19 protein-coding genes are annotated in these 20,159 nt (G+C 69.6%); 11 read left to right on the top strand and 8 right to left on the bottom strand.

The window, feature by feature from the left end:
* Nucleotides 1-203 precede the first annotated feature (203 nt).
* The 5 genes from M6I34_RS12085 (at nucleotide 204) to M6I34_RS12065 (ending at nucleotide 4,764) form a co-directional block, all read left to right on the top strand.
* Nucleotides 204-866 carry an RraA family protein gene (locus M6I34_RS12085; RefSeq protein ID WP_272485924.1) on the top strand — a complete coding sequence of 221 codons (663 nt, stop codon included), beginning with the start codon at nucleotides 204-206 and terminating at the stop codon, nucleotides 864-866.
* Nucleotides 867-886: 20 nt separating this feature from the next.
* A complete protein-coding gene (locus M6I34_RS12080) occupies nucleotides 887-1,573 on the top strand; it encodes an RraA family protein (RefSeq protein WP_272485923.1) in 687 nt (228 codons plus the stop codon).
* A gap of 68 nt (nucleotides 1,574-1,641) precedes the next feature.
* Entirely contained in the window at nucleotides 1,642-2,358 is a 717-nt protein-coding gene (locus M6I34_RS12075; protein WP_272485922.1) for an RraA family protein, read from the top strand.
* The gene (locus tag M6I34_RS12070) at nucleotides 2,355-3,878 is read left to right on the top strand and encodes a class I adenylate-forming enzyme family protein (protein WP_272485921.1); all 1,524 of its coding nucleotides are present in this window, start codon (nucleotides 2,355-2,357) and stop codon (nucleotides 3,876-3,878) included. The genes M6I34_RS12075 and M6I34_RS12070 overlap by 4 nt, the downstream gene beginning before the upstream one ends.
* A 58-nt stretch (nucleotides 3,879-3,936) precedes the next feature.
* Nucleotides 3,937-4,764 (top strand): enoyl-CoA hydratase/isomerase family protein, encoded by an 828-nt coding sequence (locus tag M6I34_RS12065; protein WP_272485920.1) that lies wholly within the window; start codon nucleotides 3,937-3,939, stop codon nucleotides 4,762-4,764.
* Between the two features lie 46 nt (nucleotides 4,765-4,810).
* On the opposite strand, the gene M6I34_RS12060 is transcribed toward M6I34_RS12065, so the two are convergent.
* The 7 genes from M6I34_RS12060 to dnaA all read right to left on the bottom strand — a co-directional run bounded on the left by M6I34_RS12060 (nucleotide 4,811) and on the right by dnaA (nucleotide 14,364).
* Entirely contained in the window at nucleotides 4,811-5,689 is an 879-nt protein-coding gene (locus M6I34_RS12060; protein WP_272485919.1) for a ribose-phosphate diphosphokinase, read from the bottom strand.
* Nucleotides 5,686-7,248: a thymidine phosphorylase family protein gene (locus M6I34_RS12055; protein WP_272485918.1), complete on the bottom strand. Its 1,563-nt coding sequence runs from the start codon at nucleotides 7,246-7,248 to the stop codon at nucleotides 5,686-5,688. Before M6I34_RS12055 ends, M6I34_RS12060 begins: the two co-directional genes overlap by 4 nt.
* 28 nt (nucleotides 7,249-7,276) lie before the next feature.
* Complete coding sequence (locus tag M6I34_RS12050; RefSeq protein WP_272485917.1) at nucleotides 7,277-8,482, bottom strand: acyl-CoA dehydrogenase family protein; 1,206 nt, start codon at nucleotides 8,480-8,482, stop codon at nucleotides 7,277-7,279.
* A 22-nt stretch (nucleotides 8,483-8,504) separates the two neighbouring features.
* Nucleotides 8,505-9,011, bottom strand: coding sequence for a P-loop nucleotide/nucleoside kinase family protein (locus M6I34_RS12045; RefSeq protein ID WP_272485916.1), 507 nt, complete (start codon nucleotides 9,009-9,011; stop codon nucleotides 8,505-8,507).
* Nucleotides 9,012-9,040: 29 nt separating this feature from the next.
* Nucleotides 9,041-11,530: a DNA topoisomerase (ATP-hydrolyzing) subunit B gene (gyrB, locus tag M6I34_RS12040; RefSeq protein ID WP_272485915.1), complete on the bottom strand. Its 2,490-nt coding sequence runs from the start codon at nucleotides 11,528-11,530 to the stop codon at nucleotides 9,041-9,043.
* A gap of 22 nt (nucleotides 11,531-11,552) precedes the next feature.
* The gene (gene dnaN / locus M6I34_RS12035; RefSeq protein WP_272485914.1) at nucleotides 11,553-12,662 is read right to left on the bottom strand and encodes a DNA polymerase III subunit beta; all 1,110 of its coding nucleotides are present in this window, start codon (nucleotides 12,660-12,662) and stop codon (nucleotides 11,553-11,555) included.
* A gap of 226 nt (nucleotides 12,663-12,888) precedes the next feature.
* A complete protein-coding gene (dnaA, locus tag M6I34_RS12030) occupies nucleotides 12,889-14,364 on the bottom strand; it encodes a chromosomal replication initiator protein DnaA (RefSeq protein WP_272485913.1) in 1,476 nt (491 codons plus the stop codon).
* Between the two features lie 159 nt (nucleotides 14,365-14,523).
* Between dnaA and rpmH the strand changes: the two genes are divergently transcribed.
* The 6 genes from rpmH (at nucleotide 14,524) to M6I34_RS12000 (ending at nucleotide 19,328) form a co-directional block, all read left to right on the top strand.
* Entirely contained in the window at nucleotides 14,524-14,661 is a 138-nt protein-coding gene (gene rpmH / locus M6I34_RS12025) for a 50S ribosomal protein L34 (RefSeq protein ID WP_272485912.1), read from the top strand.
* A 4-nt stretch (nucleotides 14,662-14,665) separates the two neighbouring features.
* Nucleotides 14,666-15,136, top strand: a complete 471-nt coding sequence (locus M6I34_RS12020) for a ribonuclease P protein component (protein WP_336254656.1) — start codon at nucleotides 14,666-14,668, stop codon at nucleotides 15,134-15,136.
* On the top strand, nucleotides 15,133-15,441 hold the full coding sequence (yidD, locus tag M6I34_RS12015; RefSeq protein WP_272485911.1) for a membrane protein insertion efficiency factor YidD: 309 nt from the start codon (nucleotides 15,133-15,135) through the stop codon (nucleotides 15,439-15,441). The genes M6I34_RS12020 and yidD overlap by 4 nt, the downstream gene beginning before the upstream one ends.
* Before the next feature lie 18 nt (nucleotides 15,442-15,459).
* Nucleotides 15,460-17,172 (top strand): membrane protein insertase YidC, encoded by a 1,713-nt coding sequence (gene yidC, locus M6I34_RS12010; protein ID WP_272485910.1) that lies wholly within the window; start codon nucleotides 15,460-15,462, stop codon nucleotides 17,170-17,172.
* A gap of 110 nt (nucleotides 17,173-17,282) precedes the next feature.
* On the top strand, nucleotides 17,283-18,740 hold the full coding sequence (gene mnmE / locus M6I34_RS12005; protein WP_272485909.1) for a tRNA uridine-5-carboxymethylaminomethyl(34) synthesis GTPase MnmE: 1,458 nt from the start codon (nucleotides 17,283-17,285) through the stop codon (nucleotides 18,738-18,740).
* A 417-nt stretch (nucleotides 18,741-19,157) separates the two neighbouring features.
* A complete protein-coding gene (locus M6I34_RS12000) occupies nucleotides 19,158-19,328 on the top strand; it encodes a hypothetical protein (protein WP_272485908.1) in 171 nt (56 codons plus the stop codon).
* A 278-nt stretch (nucleotides 19,329-19,606) separates the two neighbouring features.
* Here M6I34_RS12000 and M6I34_RS11995 read toward each other — a convergent pair whose 3' ends face one another.
* On the bottom strand, nucleotides 19,607-20,149 hold the full coding sequence (locus M6I34_RS11995; RefSeq protein WP_272485907.1) for an OsmC family protein: 543 nt from the start codon (nucleotides 20,147-20,149) through the stop codon (nucleotides 19,607-19,609).
* Nucleotides 20,150-20,159 lie beyond the last annotated feature (10 nt).

Below are 20,159 nucleotides of genomic sequence, written 5' to 3'. Positions count from 1 at the left end.
CGGCGGGCGGCCTCGGGGTTGCGGGCCTTGCCCCGTTGCCAGAGATCGTACAGCGCGCGCCTGCCGGGCCGCCTCGGCACTCGCATCGAAAGCGGAACCCGCCGGAGGTCCCGGGGCCGGCCGACTTGCTTTAGATTGCTCCCTTCGAGCGGCGCACGGGCGCCGAGCCACCCCTGCAACCGCGCCGCACCCGCCGGAAGAACATGACCCACGGAATCGCGATCCACCCCCGAGTCGAACCCCACGCCGACGGCATCCGGGCCCTGCAGGGCCTCGCCACCTCGGTGATCAGCGACGTCACCGGCCGGCTGCTCGGCACGGTCGGCCTGCTGCCGGTCAACCGGTCGCCGGTCGCCGTCTGCGGCAACGCCTTCACGGTGAAGGTCCGGGCCGGCGACAACCTGCTGATCCACAAGGCGCTGGACATGCTGCGGCCGGGCGACGTGCTGGTGGTCGACGGCGAGGGCGACGTCTCGCGCGCGCTGGTCGGCGAGATCATGATGCGCCACGGCCGCGCCAAGGGCGCCGTGGGTTTCGTGATCGACGGCGCGGTGCGCGACGTCGACGCCTTCGAGGAGCAAGGCTTCCCGTGCTGGGCGCGCGGCGTGAACCTGCGCGGCCCGATGAAGGACGGGCCCGGCATCGTCAACGCGCCGATCTGCGTGGGCGGCATGGTCGTCAACCCGGGCGACGTGATCGTCGGCGATTCCGACGGGCTGGTGGCGATCGCCCCGGCCGACGCGCTGCGGATCGCCGGTCTGGCGCGCGAGAAGGCCGCCGCCGAGGCGAAGACGATCGCCGAGATCGAGAGCGGCGCCTATTCGTCGGCCTGGGTCGACGCGGCGCTGAAGCAGAAGGGCGTGTGAGCCCGCCTCAGGAGACAGCAATGTCGTCGAACGAGCAAGGAGCCGCCGACTTCGACGCCCGCTACCGGGGCCGCCTGGAGAAGCTCGCCACCTCGAACCTGAGCGACGCGCTCGACAAGCTGGGCCTGCGCGGCGCGGTGATCGGCATCGTGCCGCAGTGGGGCCGCACCAAGGTGATCGGCCGCGCGGTCACGATCCGGATGACCGCGGCCGGCGCGGTCCAGAGCAAGGCCCACCTGGGCGTGGACGCGATCGCCGCCAGCGCGCCGGGCGACGTGATCGTGATCGACAACCGCGGCGACCTGCACAACAACTGCTGGGGCGAGATCCTGTCGATGGGCGCGCTGAAGCAGGGGGTGGCGGGCGTGGTCGTCGACGGCGCGGTGCGCGACGTCGACGCCTGCGAGGCGTTCGGCTTCCCGGTGCACGCCCGCGGCACGGTGCCGATCACCGCGCGCGGCCGCATCGTGCAGGAGGCCTGGAACGTGCCGGTGCGCCTGGGCGACGTGGCGGTGCGGCCGGGTGACGTCGTCGTGGCCGACGTCAACGGCGTCGTCGCGATCGCGATCGAGCAGCTCGACCGGGTGCTCGAGGCCGCCGAGGCGATCTTCGACAAGGAGATGCGGATGGTCGAGGCGCTGCGCGCGGGTCGGCCGATCGTCGAAGTCGACCGCGAATTCAACTACGAGCGGATGCTCGAGCGCTGATCGAGCCGCTGCCGGGTGAGCCGACCCGGGCAAGCCCCGGCGACCAGTCACCGAGGAGAATGGAGCACATGGCAACGAAGAAGGCCGAGGGCGCGAAGAAGGCCGCCACGAGGAAGTCCGGCGCACCGGCCGCCGACCCGATCGTCGAGAAGTTCCGCAAGCTCGACACCTGCAGCGTGTCCGACGCGATGGACCGCCTGGGCATCGCCGCAGGCTGCCTCGGCCTGTCCGCCGTCGTGCCCGGCGCGAAGACCGCGGGCAGGGCGTTCACGGTCAAGTACCGGGTCACCGGCGAGGTCGAGCGCGGCACGGTGGGCGACTTCCTGGACGACGTCGAGCCGGGCCAGGTGGTGGTGCTCGACAACGCGGGGCGCATGGACTGCACCGTGTGGGGCGACATCATGACCGTGATCGCCGATCGCCGCGGGATCGCCGGCACCGTGATCGACGGCGTGTGCCGCGACGTGCCGAAGATCCGCGAGCTCGGCTACCCGCTGTTCTCGCGCGGCCGCTACATGATGACCGGCAAGGACCGGGTCGAGGTCGACGGCATCAACGTGCCGGTGTCGATATCGGGCCGGCAGGTGCGCCCCGGCGACATCATCCTGGCCGACGACTCGGGCGTGATCGTGATCCCGGCCTCTCGCGCCGAGGAGATCCTGGCGATCGCCACCGACATCGAGGCGGTCGAGCAGAAGATCATGAAGCTGGTCGAGAAGGGGCTGTCGCTGAAGGAAGCGCGCGCGCAGCTCGGCTACCACGCGCTGCAGACGCGCGCGAAGTGAGCGACCTTCCACTGCTTGCCGCGCTGCGCGAATCCGCGCGCGCGCACGCCGCCCGCCCGGCGGTGCGCGGCGACGACGGCACCCGGCTGAGCTACGCGCAGTTGCTCGAGCGCATCGACGCGCTCGCCGCCGCGCTGCGCGCGGCGGGCTGCGAGCCCGACGAGACCGTGCTGGTCCGCGTGTCGAACCATCCGCTCGATTTCGCCGCCTTCGCCGCCGTGTGGGCCGCCGGCGCGGTCGCGGTGCCGGTGCACCGCACGGCGCCCGACGGCAGCATCGCGGCGATCCAGCAGAAGGCGCGGGCGCGCCTCGCGCTCGACGCGCTGGCCGCGACGCCCGGCCAGCACACCCCAGCGGCAGCGGCACCGCACGCGCCCGCCGACGGCGCGCCGGCCCGCCGCGACATGCTGCGCGACGCCGCGCTTGTGATCTTCACTTCGGGCTCCACCGGCCTGCCCAAGGGCGTCGTGCTGTCGCACCGGGCGTTCGCGGGCAAGCTCGCCGAGAACCAGCGGCTGTTCGGCTTCACGCCCGACGACACCGCGCTGCTGGTGCTGAACGACACCTTCAGCTTCGGCATCTGGTTCGCGCTGGTGGCGCTGAACCACGGCGCCGGGCTCGTCACCCGCTCGCGCTTCGACGCGGCCGGCTTTCTCGCCACGCTGGCCGAAGAGCGCATCACGCGGGTCGGCGTGGTGCCGACGATGATCCGTGCGACCTTCGCCGCGCTCGACGCCGGCGCGCTCGCGGACGCTCGTGCGCGACTGCTGGCCGTGGGCGCGCTGCGCGACATGGTGATCGGCGGCGAGCCGCTGGGCGAGGAGCTGTCGGCGCGCCTGCGCGCGCTGATCGCGCCAGCGCGTCTGTGGGACGTGTACGGCCTGACCGAGACCTCCACCAGCGACTTCGTGCTGCGCCCCGAGGACTACGCGGCCCACCCGGGCTCGATCGGCCGCCCCGCTGCCGGCGTGCGCCACCGCATCGTGGACGAGCAAGGGGCCGAGTGCGCGCCGGGCGCCCCCGGCGAGCTGCAGCTGGCCACGCCCTTCGTCATGAACGGCTACCTCGACGACGAGGCGATCACGCGCGAGGCCTTCGCCGGCGAATGGTTCCGCACCGGCGACCTCGCCTCGCACGACGGCGGCGGCTTCGTGTCGATCGTTGGCCGGCTCAAGGACGTGGTCGTGCGCGGCGGCAACAAGGTCACGCCGCCCGAGATCGAGCGCGCGCTGTGCGCCTGCCCGGGCGTGGCGGCGGCGCTGGTCGCGGGCCTGCCCGACCCGGTGCTCGGCCAGCGCATCCACGCGCTGCTGGTGCCGGCGCAAGGCGAAGCGCTCGACGCCGCCGCGATCCGGGCCGCGCTTGCCGACCGCCTCGAGAGGTTCAAGCAGCCCGACGCCTGCTGGGTCGCCGCCGACCTGCCCACCGGCCGCACCGGCAAGATCGACCGGGGCCGGCTGCGCGCGATGATCGAGGCGGGCGAGCTCGCGCCGCTGCCGTCCTGGACGCGCCAGGCCTGAGCCCGCCATGCCCGAGACACCCACCTTGCCCGCCCACCCAAGCACCGGGGAGCCCGACATGCCCGACGCAGCGTCCTACGAAACCCTGAACTGCAGCGTCGCCGACGGCGTCGCGCACATCGAGCTGTCGCGCCCCGAGCGGCTCAACGCGCTGAACAAGGCGATGCTGCTCGAGATCAACCGGGCGATGGACGCGGCCGAGTCGGACGCCGACGTGCGCGCGATCGTGCTGAGCGGCGCCGGCAAGGGCTTCTCGTCGGGCTTCGACCTGAAGGAGCAGATGCAGCGCGCGCCGAAAGGCGCGCAGGTGTGGCGCGAGATCCTCGACCTCGACTTCTCGACCACGATGCGCTTCTGGCGCTCGCCCAAGCCCACGATCGCCGCGGTGCACGGCCCCTGCGTGGCCGGCGCCTTCGAGATGGCGCTGGCCTGCGACATCACGATCGCCGCCGAGGACGCGGTGTTCGGCGAGCCCGAGCTGAAGTTCGGCGCCGGCATCGTGACGATGCTGCTGCCCTGGATGGCCTCGCCCAAGCATGCCAAGCGGATCATCCTGAGCGGCCAGGACCGGGTCGGCGCGAGCCTCGCGATGCAGATGGGCCTGGTCAGCGAGGTGGTGCCGCCAGGCCGGCACCTGGAGACCGCGATGCGGATCGCGCGCAACCTGGCGAAGATGGACCCCGACCTGGTCGTGCAGACCAAGAAGGCGATCCAGCGAACCTACGACGTGCAGGGCATCGAAGCCGCGCTGGCCGCCGCGCTCGACATCGACCACGCGATCGAGTCGCACGGCTCGCCCGACAAGGCGCGCTTCATGGACATCGCGCGCGCCGAGAGCCTGCAGGCGGCGCTCGCCTGGCGGGCAAGCCGGTTCGAAGAGGAGTGAGGCAGGCAGTCCGGGGCCAAGCCCCCGCCGCGCCCAGCGAAGGCGACTAGCCCGGCGCCGACAGCGCCCGCGCCAGCATCGGCGCGATCGACACCGCGTTGCTTTCGTGCGGCACGCTGTCGGTGCTCCACACGTGTCGCACGCCGGCCGCTTTCAGTTCGGCCATCGCATCGCCGACCATCAACGCGTGGGTCACCGCCACGTCCACGCTGGCCGCGCCGCGCGCCAGCGCGCCGCGCGCCGCCTCGACCAGCGTTCGACCGGTGCTGGCCACGTCGTCCAGAAGCACGACCGCGCGGCCGCGCAGATCGACCCCTGGCAGTTCGACCTCGACCTCGCGATCGGCATGGCGCCGCTTTCGGCACACCGCGAACGCCAGACCGTGCGCCTCGGCCGCCGCGCGCACCCACTGCAGCGACTCCTCGTCCGGCCCGAGCAGCAGCGCGCCGGGCACCTGCCCGGCCACCCATTCGCCGAGCAGCGGCGCGGCCGACAGCGCGATGCCCCGGCTGCCGGGCACCACCTGGTCCATCGACGACACGCGGTGCAGGTGAGGATCGACCGTGACGACCGCGTCGAACCAGGCGGCCAGCGCGCGGCCCAGGTGGCGCTGGCTGACCACCTCGCCCGGCACGAAGGCGATGTCCTGCCGCATGTAGGCGAGATAGGGGCTCGCCAGAACGAGATGCCGCGCGCCGAGCTCGCGCGCGCCGCCCGCGGCCAGCATCAGCTCGGCGAGCTTCTCGTTCGGCTGCTGCAGGCCGCGCAGCAGCGCCACGCGCTCGGGCAGGGAAGGCGGGAGCCGCAGCCGGGTCTCGCCGTCGGGAAAGCGATGCCGGTCGACGAAGGCGAGCCGCCAGCCGCTCTCCCGGGCCAGCCGCTGCGCGAGCGCCGCCTCGTCGTCGAAGGCCAGCAGCAGGCTCACTGCACGTCGCCGGGAGCCGTTGCGAACTCGCGCGGCACCAGGTCCGCCGCGCCGATCCGGAAGCCGCTGCCCTCCGAAACCATTCGCCGCGCGAACGCGAGGTCGGCGTCGAACTGCGCGTGCACCCGGTACAGCGGCTGCCCGGCCCGGACCGTGTCGCCGAGCTTCACGAACAGGTCGACGCCGGCGCCGCGCACCTGCGGCGCGCCGCTCAGCCGCGCGATGCGCGCGAGACGAAGGTTGTCGACACCGATCACCGTGCCGTCGGTCGGCGCGGTCACCTCGAAGCCGAGCGTGCCCGGCTCGAGCGGCTCGGGCCGGCGCCCCTGCGCGTCGATGATCGCGTTCATCTTCGCCAGCGCGCGGCCCGAGTCGAGGATGTCGCGCGCGATCCGGTAGCCGTCGCCGCCGCGCACGTCGGGATCGAACTCGATCACCCGGCCGGCCAGCCGCAGCGCCTTCTGGCGCAGGTCCTGCGGCGCCTCCGGATCGTTGGACAGCACCTGCATCACGTCGCGCGCCTCGAGCACCGGGCCGATGCCGCGGCCGATCGGCTGCCGGCCGTCGGTGATCACCGCGTCGAGCTCCAGCCGCAACCGGCCGGCCACGTACTCGAACAGCCGCTTCAGGCGCTGCGCGGCGGGCATGCTGCGCACCTTGGCAGTCGGGCCCACCGGAATGTCGAGCACCAGGTGGGTCGCACCGGCCGCCACCTTCTTCGACAGGATCGAGGCCACCATCTGCCCGGGCGAGTCGATCGCCAGCGGCCGCTCGACCGAGATCAGGATGTCGTCGGCCGGGCTCAGGTCGGCGGTGCCGCCCCAGGCGAGGCAGCCGTGCGTGGCGCGGACGATCTCCTTCAGGCGCTCGAGCGGCAGCTCCACGTCGGCGAGCACCTCCATCGTGTCGGCGGTGCCCGCCGGCGAGGTGATCGCGCGCGACGAGGTCTTCGGGCACAGCATGCCATGCGCGGCCACGATCGGCACGATCAGCATCGAGGTGCGGTTGCCCGGAATGCCCCCGATGCAGTGCTTGTCCACGATCGGCCCGCTGCCGACCTCGCGCTGCCAGTCGATTCGCTGGCCGGTGGCGATCATCGCCTCGGTCAGGTGGAAGACCTCGTCGCGGTCCAGCTCGAACTGGTTCGTGGCCACCACGAAGGCGGCAAGCTCGATCTTCGAGTAGCGGGCGGCCGCGATGTCCTGCACGATCGCGCGCAGGTCGTGCGACTCGAGGCGCTCGCCGGTGATCTTGCGGTGCAGCGCGGCGATCGACGGCGCCGGCTCGGCCTGCTCGATGCGGGCCGGGTGGCCGGGCTCGACGCCCAGTCGCCGGAAGGCGTCCTCGCTGAGGCCCAGCTCGCGCGGCGCGCAGATGCACTCGTCGTCGACCACGTTCAGCACGCCGATCAGCGACTTGCCGTTGGCCTGCACCCGCACCTTGGCCAGCGCCTGAAAGCCGGCCGCGCGAACGACCGGGCAGTCGCGGTGCAGGAAGACGACGCTCTCGCGCCAGGTGTCGATGCCGACGCGGCGGATCGGCAGGATCGGTTCGCTCATGGAGCGAGAGTTTGCCCGATCCGGCCCCTCACCTGTACTTCGCCAGCTCCAGCCTGCCGATCTGCTGGCGGTGAACCTCGTCGGGGCCGTCGGCCAGGCGCAGCAGGCGCGCGGTTGCGTAGGCCGAGGCCAGCCCCACGTCGTTGTTCGTGCCGCCGCCGCCGTAGGCCTGGATCGCCCAGTCGATCACCTTGCAGGCCATGTTCGGCGCCGCCACCTTGATCATCGCGATCTCGGCCTTCGCGGCCTTGTTGCCGACCAGGTCCATCTTGCGCGCCGCGTTCAGCGTGAGCAGCCGCGCCTGGTCGATCAGGATGCGCGACTCGGCGATCCGCTCCACCGTGACGCCCTGCTCGGCGATCTTCTTGCCGAAGGCGGTGCGCGACAGCGTGCGCCGGCACATGATCTCGAGCATGCGCTCGGCCAGGCCGATCAGCCGCATGCAGTGGTGGATACGCCCGGGGCCCAGGCGCCCCTGCGCGATCTCGAAGCCGCGGCCCTCGCCCAGCAGCATGTTGCTGGCCGGCACGCGGACGTTCTCGAAGACGACCTCGGAGGCGCGGTCCGGGACGCCATAGAAGCCGAACACGCCGATCGGGCGGACGACCCTGACCCCGGGCGTGTCCATCGGCACCAGGATCATCGATTGCTGCCTGTAGCGGTCCGGGTTGTCGGGGTCCGACTTGCCCATGAAGATCGCGATCCGGCAGCGCGGGTCGGTGGCGTTGGTCGTGTACCACTTGTGGCCGTTGATCACGTACTCGTCGCCGTCGCGCACGATCGACGACTCGATGTTCGTGGCGTCGCTCGAGGCCACCTTCGGCTCGGTCATCGCGAAGCAGGAGCGGATCTCGCCGGCCAGCAGGGGCTTGAGCCACTTTTCCTGCTGCTCGGGCGTGCCGTAGCGCGCCAGCACCTCCATGTTGCCGGTGTCGGGCGCCGAGCAGTTGAACACCTCGGGCGCCAGGTGCGAGCGTCCCATGATCTCGCACAGCGGCGCGTAGTCGAAGTTGGACAGCCCCGCGCCGTGCTCGCTGGCGGGCAGGAACAGGTTCCACAGCCCGGCCGCGCGGGCCTTGGGCTTGAGCTCCTCGACCACCGGGTAGACCGACCAGGGCCCGAGCTCCTCGGCCTCGCGGTAGTAGCGCTGCTCGTTCGGGTAGACGTGCTCCTGCATGAACTCGCCGAGACGGCGCTGCAGGTCCTGGACTCGGGGGGAGAAGTCGATGAGCATGGCGGCTCCAGTAGAGGTTGGATCAGGCGCCGGGAACGCCGTGCACCTGCATCGTGAAGCCCTCGGAGGGATCCGGCGGCACGAACAGTGCGGTGATCGCCGCGAACTGGTCGGCGCTCATGTGCACCGAGCCTTCGGGCAACTCGCGGTTGCGCTGCGCCAGCTGCGCGAGGCACTGTTCGTCGGGCGTGTCGACGAGATGGAGAACATGGCGCGCCCCGGCGGACTCGAACACCGAGCGCACCCACGCACGGCTCGCCGGCACGTTGGCCGGGTAGTCGAGCACCACGTCTTGCCCGCGAGCGAGCAGGTCCGAGATGTGCGGACCCATCGCAGCGCGAAGCCGGGCCGAGTACTTGAGGAAGTCGTCGAAGCCCGCGATCTCGTCCGGATACAGGCGCTGCAGCCAGATGTCCCAGGAGACGAGGACTGCGCCGAGCTCCGCGGCAAGGCGGCGGGCGAGCGTTGTCTTGCCGGCGGCCATCTTGCCGCAGGTGAAGTGCAGGGTGGCCGGCTCGCTAACGCGCATCGGGGGAGGCTGGCGAACCGGCACGCCCGTCAGACGTCGATGTTCCTAGCCACCAGCGCGTTCTGCTCGATGAACGCCCTTCTCGGCTCGACCTCGTCGCCCATCAGCGTGGTGAAGATCTGGTCCGCGGCGATCGCGTCCTCGATCTGCACCTTCAGCAGGCGGCGGGCGCTGGCGTCCATCGTGGTCTCCCAGAGCTGCTCGGCGTTCATCTCGCCCAGGCCCTTGTAGCGCTGGCGGCTCACGCCGCGCTCGGCCTCGGCGAGCAGCCAGCGCATCGCGGCGCGGAAGTCCGCGACCGGCTGCACCTTCTGCTTGTCGCCCTCGCCGCGGCGGATCTCGGCGCCCTGGCCGATCAGCCCGGCGAGCGTGATCGCGCAGTCGGTCAGCGCCCGGTAGTCGGCGGACACCAGGAAGTCGGCGTCGATGACGCTGGCCTTGATGTTGCCGTGGTGCTTGCGCTCGATGACCAGCATCCACTTCTCGTGGCGGTCGTCGTAGCTGGCGCGCACCGTGGGCGCGTCCGACGAGGTGGGCGGCATGTAGCGCAGCATGCCCTTGGCCAGCTTCTCGGCCGAGGTGCGCGCGGCGGTCTCGCCCGACAGGTCGATTTCGCAGCCGTCCAGGATCGCGCGCAGCGCGTCGGCGTCGATGATCCGGGCCAGCCGGTCGATGACCGCCTCGGCCACCAGGTACTTGCGGGCCAGCTCGCCCAGCGCGTCGCCGCTGATCGGCTCGGCGCCGGCGCCAGGCACCAGGCTGGCGCCGTCTAGCGCGTGGCGCAGCATGTACTGGTTGAGCTCGTGGTCGTCCTTCAGGTAGCGCTCGTCGCGGCCGTGCTTGACCTTGTACAGCGGCGGCTGCGCGATGTAGATGTGGCCGCGCTCGACCAGGTCCGGCATCTGCCGGTAGAAGAAGGTGAGCAGCAGGGTGCGGATGTGGCTGCCGTCCACGTCCGCGTCGGTCATGATGATGATGCGGTGGTAGCGCAGCTTGGCCACGTCGTACTCGGGACCGATGCCGGTGCCCAGCGCGGTGATCAGCGTGGCGATCTGCTCCGACGAGATCAGCTTGTCGAAGCGCGCCTTCTCGACGTTGAGCACCTTGCCGCGCAGCGGCAGGATCGCCTGGAACTTGCGGTCGCGGCCCTGCTTGGCCGAGCCGCCGGCCGAGTCGCCCTCCACGATGAAGAGCTCGGACTTGGCCGGGTCCTTCTCCTGGCAGTCCGCCAGCTTGCCGGGCAGGCCCACGCCGTCGAGAAGCCCCTTTCGGCGGGTCATGTCGCGGGCCTTGCGGGCGGCCTCGCGGGCGCGCGCCGCGTCGACGATCTTGCCGCAGATGGTCTTCGCGTCGATCGGCTTTTCCAGCAGGAAGTCTTCCAGCGCCTTGGCCACGATCTCCTCGACCGGGCCACGCACCTCGGAGGACACCAGCTTGTCCTTGGTCTGAGAGCTGAACTTCGGCTCGGGCACCTTGACCGACAGCACGCAGGTCAGGCCCTCGCGCATGTCGTCGCCGCTGGTCTCGACCTTGGCCTTCTTCGCGAACTCGTTCTCTTCGATGTACTTGTTGATCACGCGGGTCATCGCCGCGCGCAGGCCGGTCAGGTGCGTGCCGCCGTCGCGCTGCGGGATGTTGTTCGTGAAGCAGAGCACCTGCTCGCTGTAGCTGTCGTTCCACTGCATGGCCACTTCGACCGAGATGGCCAGGCCGTTGTCGAGGTCCTTGCTGCCGGTGGCGTGGAAGACCGTGGGGTGCAGCGCGGTCTTGTTCTTGTTGATGAACTCGACGAAGCCGCGCACTCCGCCGGCGAAGGCGAAGTCCTCTTCCTTGCCGTTGCGCTGGTCGACCAGCTTGATGCGCACGCCGTTGTTCAGGAACGAGAGCTCGCGCAGCCGCTTGGACAGGATCTCGTAGTGGTAGTCGACGTTGGTGAAGATCTCGTCGTCGGCCAGGAAGTGCACCTCGGTGCCGCGCAGGCTGGTGTCGCCGGTGACCGCCATCGGGGAGACCTGGACGCCGTCCTGCTCCTCGACGATGCGGTTCTTCACGAAGCCGCGCTCGAACTCGATGAAGTGCACCTTGCCGTCGCGCCGCACCGTGAGCCGCAGCCACTTCGACAGCGCGTTCACGCAGGACACGCCCACCCCGTGCAGGCCGCCCGACACCTTGTAGCTGTTCTGGTTGAACTTGCCGCCGGCGTGCAGCTCGGTCATCGCGATCTCGGCGGCGCTGCGCCTGGGCTCGTGCTTGTCGTCCCACTTGATGCCGGTGGGGATGCCGCGGCCGTTGTCGAGCACCGAGATCGAGTTGTCGGTGTGGATCGTGACGACGATCTCGTCGCAGTAGCCGGCCAGCGCCTCGTCGATCGAGTTGTCGACCACCTCGAAGACCAGGTGGTGCAGGCCGGTGCCGTCGGAGGTGTCCCCGATGTACATGCCCGGCCGCTTGCGGACCGCCTCGAGGCCTTCGAGGATCTGGATCGCGGAGGAGTCGTAACTGTTCTGTGCTTCGGTCATTGCTTGCCTCGGATGCCTGGGCTCAGATGCGCATCGGCATCACGACGTACTTGAAGTCCCCGTCGTCGGGAACGGTGAGCAGCGCGCTGGTGTTGGCGTCGCCGAAATCGATCTGGACCTGCTCGGTCTTCAGGTTGCCGAGCACGTCCTGCAGGTAGCTCACGTTGAAGCCGATCTCGATCGGGTCGGCGGTGTAGTCGACCTCGATCTCGTCGACCGCCTCTTCCTGCTCGGCATTGCTGGTCTGCACCTTGAGCAGGCCGGGGGCGAGGCTCAGCCGCACGCCCTTGAACTTGTCGGAGGTCAGGATGGACGCGCGCGCGAGCGAGCTGGCGATCACGTCGCGGCTGCAGATCATGTGCTTGCTGTAGCCGCTGGGGATCACCCGCTGGTAGTCGGGGAACTTCCCTTCGACCAGCTTGGAGACCATCTCGACCTCGCCGAAGCGCAGCCGCACCTGGTTGCCCGACACGTCGATCGCGACCGGCTCGTCGCTGTCGGCGAGCAGGCGCTGCAGCTCCAGCACGGTCTTGCGGGGAATGATCACTTCCTGCTTGGCGAGCGCCGCGCCCTCGATGCGCGCCTGGCAGTAGGCGAGGCGGTGGCCGTCGGTGGCCACCACGCGCACGAACTCGCCGTCGGTGACCAGCAGCAGGCCGTTCAGGTAGTAGCGGATGTCCGCCTGGGCCATCGCGAAGTGCACCATCTGGAACAGGTGCTTGAGCTGCTTCTGCGGCAGCGAGAACGATGCGCTGAACTGCTCGTTGACCGCCACAGTGGGAAAGTCCTCGGCGCCCAGCGTCTGCAGCGCGAAGCGGCTCTTGCCGGCCTGGATCGTGGCGCGCTTGTCGGCCAGCCGGATCGAGACCTCGACGCCTTCGGGCAGCGCGCGAAGGATGTCGATCAGCTTCTTGGCCGACACGGTGGTCGCGGCCTCTTCGGGGCCGGCGCCGAGCTCGGCCGTGGTCTGAACCTGGATCTCGACGTCGCTCGCGAGGAAGGACACGACGGGTCCGTGCTTGCGCAACAGCACGTTGGCCAGGATCGGCAGCGTGTGGCGTCGCTCGACGATGCCGGCCACCGTCTGCAGCGGTTTCAGGATCGCGTCGCGGTCGGCTTTGATGAAAAGCATTGCTCTTGATTCCTGTTGCTGTTGTTTGCTGTACGAAGAACTAGTCTGTGGACAAGGCGGGCCGGGCCGCGCCAGTGCTGGGTTTGCGGCGGGTTTCGGCGTCGGGAGAACGCGTGCCCGATGCTGGGGAGCGATTCGAACAAGTGGGCGCTGCCCGGAAAACAGGCAGCTTGTCCACATTGGCTCCCGCAGTTGTCCGACCGATGTTCGCGAACTTGTTCACCGGTCATCCCCTGAGCGTCTGTTCGAGCACGTGGAGCTGGCGGTTCCACTCCTGGTCGTGCTGGCGCAGCTCGGCGATCCGCTTGACCGCGTGCATCACCGTGGTGTGGTCGCGGCCGCCGAAGGCCTCGCCGATCTCGGGGAAGCTCTTCTGGGTGAGCTCCTTGGCGAAGTACATGGCAACCTGCCGCGCGCGGGCGATGTGCGCGGGCCGGCGCTTGCTGTACATGTCGGCCGTCTTGATCTTGAAAAAGTCGGCCACGGTCTTCTGGATCGACTCGATCGAGATGGGCGGGCGCGACAGCTCGAGCAGGTCCTTCAGCGCCTCGCGGGCGAGGTCGACCGACAGTTGCCGGCCGCGGAAGCGGGCGAAGGCGATCACCCGCAGCAGCGCGCCTTCGAGCTCGCGCACGTTCGAGCGCAGGTTCTTGGCGATGAAGTAGGCGACTTCTTCAGGCAGCTTCTCGCCGGACTGCTCGGCCTTCTTCAGCAGGATGGCCACCCGCATCTCCAGCTCGGGCGGCTCGATCTCGACGATCAGGCCCGAACCGAAGCGCGACACCAGCCGGTCCTCGAAGGCCGACAGCTCCTTCGGGTAGGTGTCGCTGGTGATGATCAGCTGCTTGCGGGCCGACAGCAGCGCTTCGAAGGTGTAGAAGAACTCCTCCTGCGTGCGCTCCTTGCCGCCCAGGAACTGGATGTCGTCGACCAGCAGAAGGTCGAGCTGCTGGTACTTGCGCTTGAAGTCCTGGATCGACTTGCGCTGGATCGCGCGGACCATCTCGTCGAAGTAGTCCTGCGCGTGGATGTAGCGCACCCGCGCGCGCTTCGACCGCTCGAGGATGGAATTGCCGACCGCGTGCAGCAGGTGGGTCTTGCCGAGACCCACGCCGCCGTACAGGAACAGCGGGTTGTACGAGGTGCCGGGCCGCTCGACGACCTGCAACGCCGCCGACCAGGCCATCTGGTTGGCCTTGCCGTGCACGAAGGAGTCGAAGGTGAGCTCGGGGCGCAGCCGGGTCTGGGTGTCGGGGGCGGCGAAGTCGGGCGTGAACGGATCGGCCACGAAGGGATCGTTGTCGGGCGCCGAAGACGGCTGCGGGAACCTTGGCGTCGCCGGGTTCTGCGAACCGGCCGGGAGGCTCTCCAGGCCGAATTCGTCGGTCTCGTCGGGCGTCGGCTCGATCTCGGTGCCGTTGGCGGCAGGGTGGCGCGCCGGAACCGGTTCCTGATCGGGGCGGTGGATCTCGAAGCGAACGCTGAGCTGCTCGTCGATCGCGTTGCGGGCGATCGCCTCGATCCGGGACTCGAACTGCGACTTGACCCAGTTCAGCTTGAAGTGATTCGGCACGCCAAGCCTGAGCACGCGCTCACTTTCGTCGTAGCCCAGGTAAACCAGTGGCTTGATCCATGGTTTGAACTGCTGCGCGGGGATCTCGCTTTCGAGTTGCGCCACGCAGGCGAGCCAGCGGTCGAGCATCTGGGGGACGGGGTCCTGGGAAAGGGGAAAGGGTGGTCGCAAGGGCGGTCACCGAAACACGACATTTTACCCTGCCTGTGGATATCTTGCCGAGCCCGGATTGACAGGCCGGCCCCCTATAGGCTGTAATGAAAGGCTTTTCCCATTCGGGACCCGAACATGAAACGTACTTTCCAGCCTTCGGTCACGCGCCGCAAGCGCACCCACGGTTTCCTCGTCCGCATGAAAACCCGCGGCGGGCGCAAAGTCCTGAACTCGCGCCGCGCCAAGGGCCGCAAGCGTCTCGGCGTCGCCTGAGCCACTGACCGCTCCCTCTCCAGCGCCTTCGCCGGACTTCGTCGCGCGGCTGCTCCGCAGCCGCCCCGGGGCCGTCGGCGAGCACTTCGTCATGCACTGGAAGCCGTTGCCAGCGTCACACGCCGGCGCCGCTTGCGCCGGTGTGCTTTTCCTCGCGGTTCCCAAGCGCCAGCTTGCCCGCGCGGTCGACCGCAACCTGGTGCGTCGCATCGCTCGCGAAGCGTGGCGGGCGGCCGGGCTTTCGGCGTTGCCGCTGGCTGTGCTGGTAAGGTTGCGCCGCCGGCCCGACTGGTTCGCCGAGGCAGGGGTGAGGCGCCGCCGCCAGGGCCTGCGGCAGGAGCTCGATTCGCTTTTTTCCGACCGGGCCGTGCAGCGAATCTCTGATACGCTGCGGCGCCACGAAGGTCCTGGCCGCGAAGGCGGGCCCGACGGGGTTCTCGCGGCCGGCGTCGCACGTCAGGATCCGGCATCGTGAAGGCGGTGTTGCTGTTGCTGGTGCGGGCCTATCGGCTCGCGATCAGCCCGCTGTTTCCGCCGCGGTGCAGGTTCCTGCCGAGTTGCTCCGACTACGCGATGCAGGCCCTCGAACGGCACGACGCGCTGGCCGGCGGCTGGCTCGCGTTGCGGCGCTTCGTCCGTTGCCATCCGTTCAATCCCGGAGGGATCGACGAGGTTCCCGAGCGGCTGGAAGGCCGCCTCGGTTGCCTGTGTCATCGCCCGCTCTCGCTGCGCGGCGGCGAGCCGGTCGAATCCCCTTCCGCATCCTCCGAAAACCGCTAGTCCACCGATCGCCGAACCATGCAGACCCAGCGAATGATCCTGTGGATCGTGTTCTCGATGTCCCTGCTCTTCCTCTGGGATGCCTGGCAGAAGCACAACGGCCAGCCGTCGCTGTTCGGCGGCGCGCCGACCGCGCAGCAGCAGGCGGCCGGGTCTGGAGACGGCGGCAAGCCGGTCGACGCGACGATTCCGCCAGCCCCGACTTCGGCCGCCGCGAGCGCAAGCGTGGCGCCGGCCTCCGGTGACGCGCCCGCCGGCCAGGCGGCGTCGTCCGGCCAGCGCATCCGGCTGGTCAACGACGTGCTGTCGCTCGAGATCGATCCGGTGGGCGGCGTGGTCCGCCGCGCCGAGCTGCTGAAGCACCGCGACCTGATCGCCCGTGACGGCAGCCATTTCGTGCTGCTGAAGGACGACGGAAGCGGCGTCTACGTCGCGCAGAGCGGCCTGATCGGCGCGCCGAACGGAGAGTCCTTCCCGACGCACCGCACGCCGATGCAGCCGGCCGACGGCAATGCCGGCGCGCGCGAGATCGGCAGCGGCGACGCGGTTTCGCTGACGCTCGTCGGCGAGAGCGGCGGCCTGAGGCTGACCCGCACCTACACGCTGAAGCGCGGCGCCTACGTGATCCAGGTGAAGGACGAGGTGGCCAACCTGTCGGGCGTGCCGCTGCGGCCCACGCTGTACATGCAGCTGACCCGCGACGGCAACGCGCCGGCGGGCGGCTCCAAGTTCTACAGCACCTACACCGGCCCGGTGATCTACACCGACGCCGACAAGTTCCAGAAGGTCGCCTTCGACGACATCGCGAAGGACAAGCCCAAGCATTCGACCACGGCCACCGACGGCTGGGCCGGCATCATCGAGCACTATTTCGTGTCGGCCTGGATCCCGGCCGACAAGGCGGCGCGCGAGTTCTACACCCGCAAGGTCGGCGACAACCTTTTCTCGGTGGGCGCCAAGCAGCCGCTGGCCGAGATCGCGCCCGGCGCCTCCGCGAGCGTCGAGACGCGCCTGCTGGTCGGACCGCAGGACCAGCAGATGCTGAAGGAAACCGCGCCCGGGCTGGACCTGGCCGTCGACTACGGATGGCTCACCGCGATCGCCAAGCCGATCCACTGGCTGCTCGAGTTCCTGCACGGCTTCGTCGGCAACTGGGGCTGGGCGATCGTGCTGCTGACCATCGTCATCAAGACGCTCTTCTTCCCGCTGCAGGCGGCCAGCTATCGTTCGATGGCCCGGATGAAGGCGGTCACGCCGAGGCTCGTGCAGATCCGCGAGCGCTACGCCAACGATCGCGTGAAGATGAACCAGGCGATGATGGAGCTTTACAAGACCGAGAAGATCAACCCGCTCGGCGGCTGCCTGCCGATCGTGGTGCAGATCCCGGTGTTCATCGCGCTGTACTGGGTGCTGCTCGCCTCGGTGGAGATGCGCGACGCGCCCTGGATCGGCTGGATCAAGGACCTGTCGAACCCCGATCCGTTCTTCATCCTGCCGCTGATCATGGCCGGCACGATGTTCATCCAGGTCAAGCTGAACCCGACGCCGCCGGACCCGATGCAGGCGAAGATCATGATGATCATGCCGCTGGTGTTCTCGGTGATGTTCTTCTTCTTCCCGGCGGGCCTGGTGCTGTACTGGCTGGTCAACAACGTGTACTCGATCGTCCAGCAGTGGTACATCACCAAGCAGATCGAGAAGGCCACGGTGGCGGCGAAGATCAAGGGTTAGGGAAGGAAGGATCCTGATCCTGGCGGCGCCTTCGGGCGCCGCTCTTCTTTCGGGGAGTCGGGTTTGCGCGCGATACTGTCCGCATCGAGGTCTCGTCGCAAAGGTTCAAGATGACCGACAACGCACCGATCGCTGCGATCGCGACCGCGCCGGGGCGCGGCGGGATCGGCGTCGTGCGCGTGTCGGGGGCGGACCTGCGCTGCGTGATCGACGCGGTGCTCGGGCGCCCGCTTTCCCCGCGGCACGCGACCTACGGGCCCTTTCTCGCGGCCGACGGCAGCGCGATCGACCAGGGGATCGCGATCCACTTTCCCGCGCCGCATTCCTACACCGGCGAGGACGTGCTCGAACTGCAGGGCCACGGCGGACCGGTGGTGATGCAGCTTTTGCTGCGCCGGGTGCTGGAGGCCGGCGAGCCGATCGGCTTGCGGCTCGCGCAGCCCGGCGAGTTCACGCAGCGCGCCTACCTGAACGACAAGCTCGACCTGGGGCAGGCCGAGGCGGTGGCCGACCTGATCGACGCGAGCACCGAGCAGGCGGCGCGCTCGGCGACCCGCTCGCTGTCGGGCGAGTTCTCGAAGCGGATCCACGCGCTGGTCGACGAGCTGGTCGAGCTGCGGATGCTGGTCGAGGCCACGCTCGACTTTCCCGAGGAGGAGATCGACTTCCTCGAGGCGGCCGATGCGCTGGGCCGGCTCGCGCGCGTGCGCGAGCGGCTCGCCGAAGTGCTGGCCGAAGCCAGGCAGGGCGCGCTGCTGCGCGAGGGCCTGAACGTGGTGCTGGTCGGCGAGCCCAACGTGGGCAAGAGCTCGCTGCTGAACGCGCTGGCCGGGGCCGAGGTGGCGATCGTCACGCCGATCGCCGGCACCACCCGCGACCGGGTCGCGCAGGCGATCCAGATCGAGGGCGTGCCGGTCAACGTGATCGACACCGCGGGGCTGCGCGACACGCAGGACGAGGTCGAGCGGATCGGCATCGCCCGCACCTGGGCCGAGGCCGAGAAGGCCGACGTGGTGCTGCACCTTCTCGACGCGATGGCCGACCGGGACGCCGCCGGCGAGGGCGATGCGGCCGCCGCCGCGGCGGCAGCGATCGCGCCCGAGCCCTCGGCGCTTCCGGTGGCCCGTTCGGCGGCCACGATCGAGGAAGAGCTGGCGCGGCGCCTGCGGCCCGGCGTGCCGGTGCTGCGGGTGTTCAACAAGATCGACCTGTCCGGCGACGCCGCGCGGGTCGAGGCCGCCGAGGGCGGGCTGCCCGAGCGGCTCTGGCTGTCGGCGCGTACCGGCGAGGGTGTCGACCTGCTGCGCCGCGAGCTGCTGGCGCTCGCCGGCTGGCAGGGCGCCGGCGAGTCGGCCTTCATCGCGCGCGAGCGTCACCTGGTGGCGCTGCGCGCGGCGGCCGCGCACGCGGCCAACGCTGCGGGCCACGCCGAGCACGGCAACCGGCGGCTCGACCTGTTCGCCGAGGAGCTGCGACTCGCCCAGGAGCGCCTGAACGAGATCACCGGCGAGTTCACCGCCGACGACCTGCTGGGGGTGATCTTCAGCAGGTTCTGCATCGGGAAATGACCTGGGTTCCCAGACCGTCCGACGGAATCTAGAGAACACCTCCAGGCCATTGTCGCAGATGAAGGTTTCATTCCTGCAATGTCCAAGCTGGGACACGGAAAGCCGAGAGCCGGTGTGTCCGAGTATCTGTCCAAGCAGTCACTTGGACACATAGGACAGGGTCCACTTGGACACACGGAGGGCGGACATGGCATTGATTGACACCGCGTTGAAGGCGTTGAAGTGTAGAGATCGGCCCTACACAGTGGCCGACGACCGGGGGCTGTAGGTGGAGGGGTTTTCGACCGGCGTCGTCGCCTGGCGCTACCGCTGCCGGCTGAACGGCAAGGCCGAGAAGCTGACCTTCGGCAAGAGTACCCGGCCCTTGCGCTGAAGAACGCCCGCATCAAGCGCGACGAAGCCGCGCAGGCGGCGGCGATGGGCACGCCCCCTTCCGAGCAGAAACAACTGGCGACGGCGGCGGCCGCCGCCGTCGCCGGCCACTTGACGATTGACCCCGCTTACGACCGCTTCACCTTCAAGACCGCCGGGTACTGGGCGATGTGCGCCGGCCGCTCGTCAATGACCGACCGCTTTGGCGCAAGGTGAAATGGAATGGCGAGAACCATCGGCGACCTTCGAGGGGTGCCGGTACATCGTTTCGCAGAACCTGAACACCTTCCGCAGGTTCACCCGCGCCGAAGGCGCCGAAGGCCACTGCGGGGGGCAGGGCGCCCATCGTCTAATGGAATGCGGCATTCGACTGGCTCGACACCACGCTGTGCAGAGTGCCGCTCCCCCTCGCACATGCAGCCACATCAGGATGACGAAGAGCTGGGGGCGCCATCGAACTTGGCGCCGCCGCGGTGGTGTTGCCAAGGTCTCGTTCAGGCCTCCCAGTTCGGCTGTCCCGACGGCGGGGCGATCTCGACCACGACCTCGTAGGCTGGCCCGGCGCGCAGGGTGGAGCCGACAGGAGAGTGGTCGTCACCCCAGCGCGCCAACTCGCGCAACTGCTCGGGGCTCGCTTCGCGCGCGGCCATCGTCACGGTCATCTGCAGGTCCGAGAGGGCGGCTGAGACGTCGTTCATCCCGAGCAGCCCACGGGCATCGGAGCGGCTGTGCACGCTCACCTCGAGCCGCTCCAGCGCGACGCCCATGCGCGCGGCGCGCATCTGGATGGCAGTCGCATTGCACGCGGCCATCGCGGCGCGCAGGTACCAGCCTGGCACTGGCGCACTTCCGGTGCCGCCCAGGGCTTGCGGCATGTCGCTGGTCGCGCGCTCGCCCTCGGGGCCGGTGATCTCGCATCGCACCCCATCGACGATGCGCGCAACGGCGTGCGGATTCTGCTTCACGGCTGCCTCGGGCTTCGCGACGAACACGCGCTCGGCGCGTTCGATCAATGCCTTCAAGTCCTGAATGGACATGGTCGTGCTC

The organism is Zeimonas sediminis (assembly GCF_023721795.1).
GTDB lineage: Bacteria > Pseudomonadota > Gammaproteobacteria > Burkholderiales > Burkholderiaceae_E > Zeimonas > Zeimonas sediminis.
The sequence above is the reverse complement of the archived record's forward strand: the minus strand, read 5'-3'. Positions and strand labels throughout refer to the sequence as shown.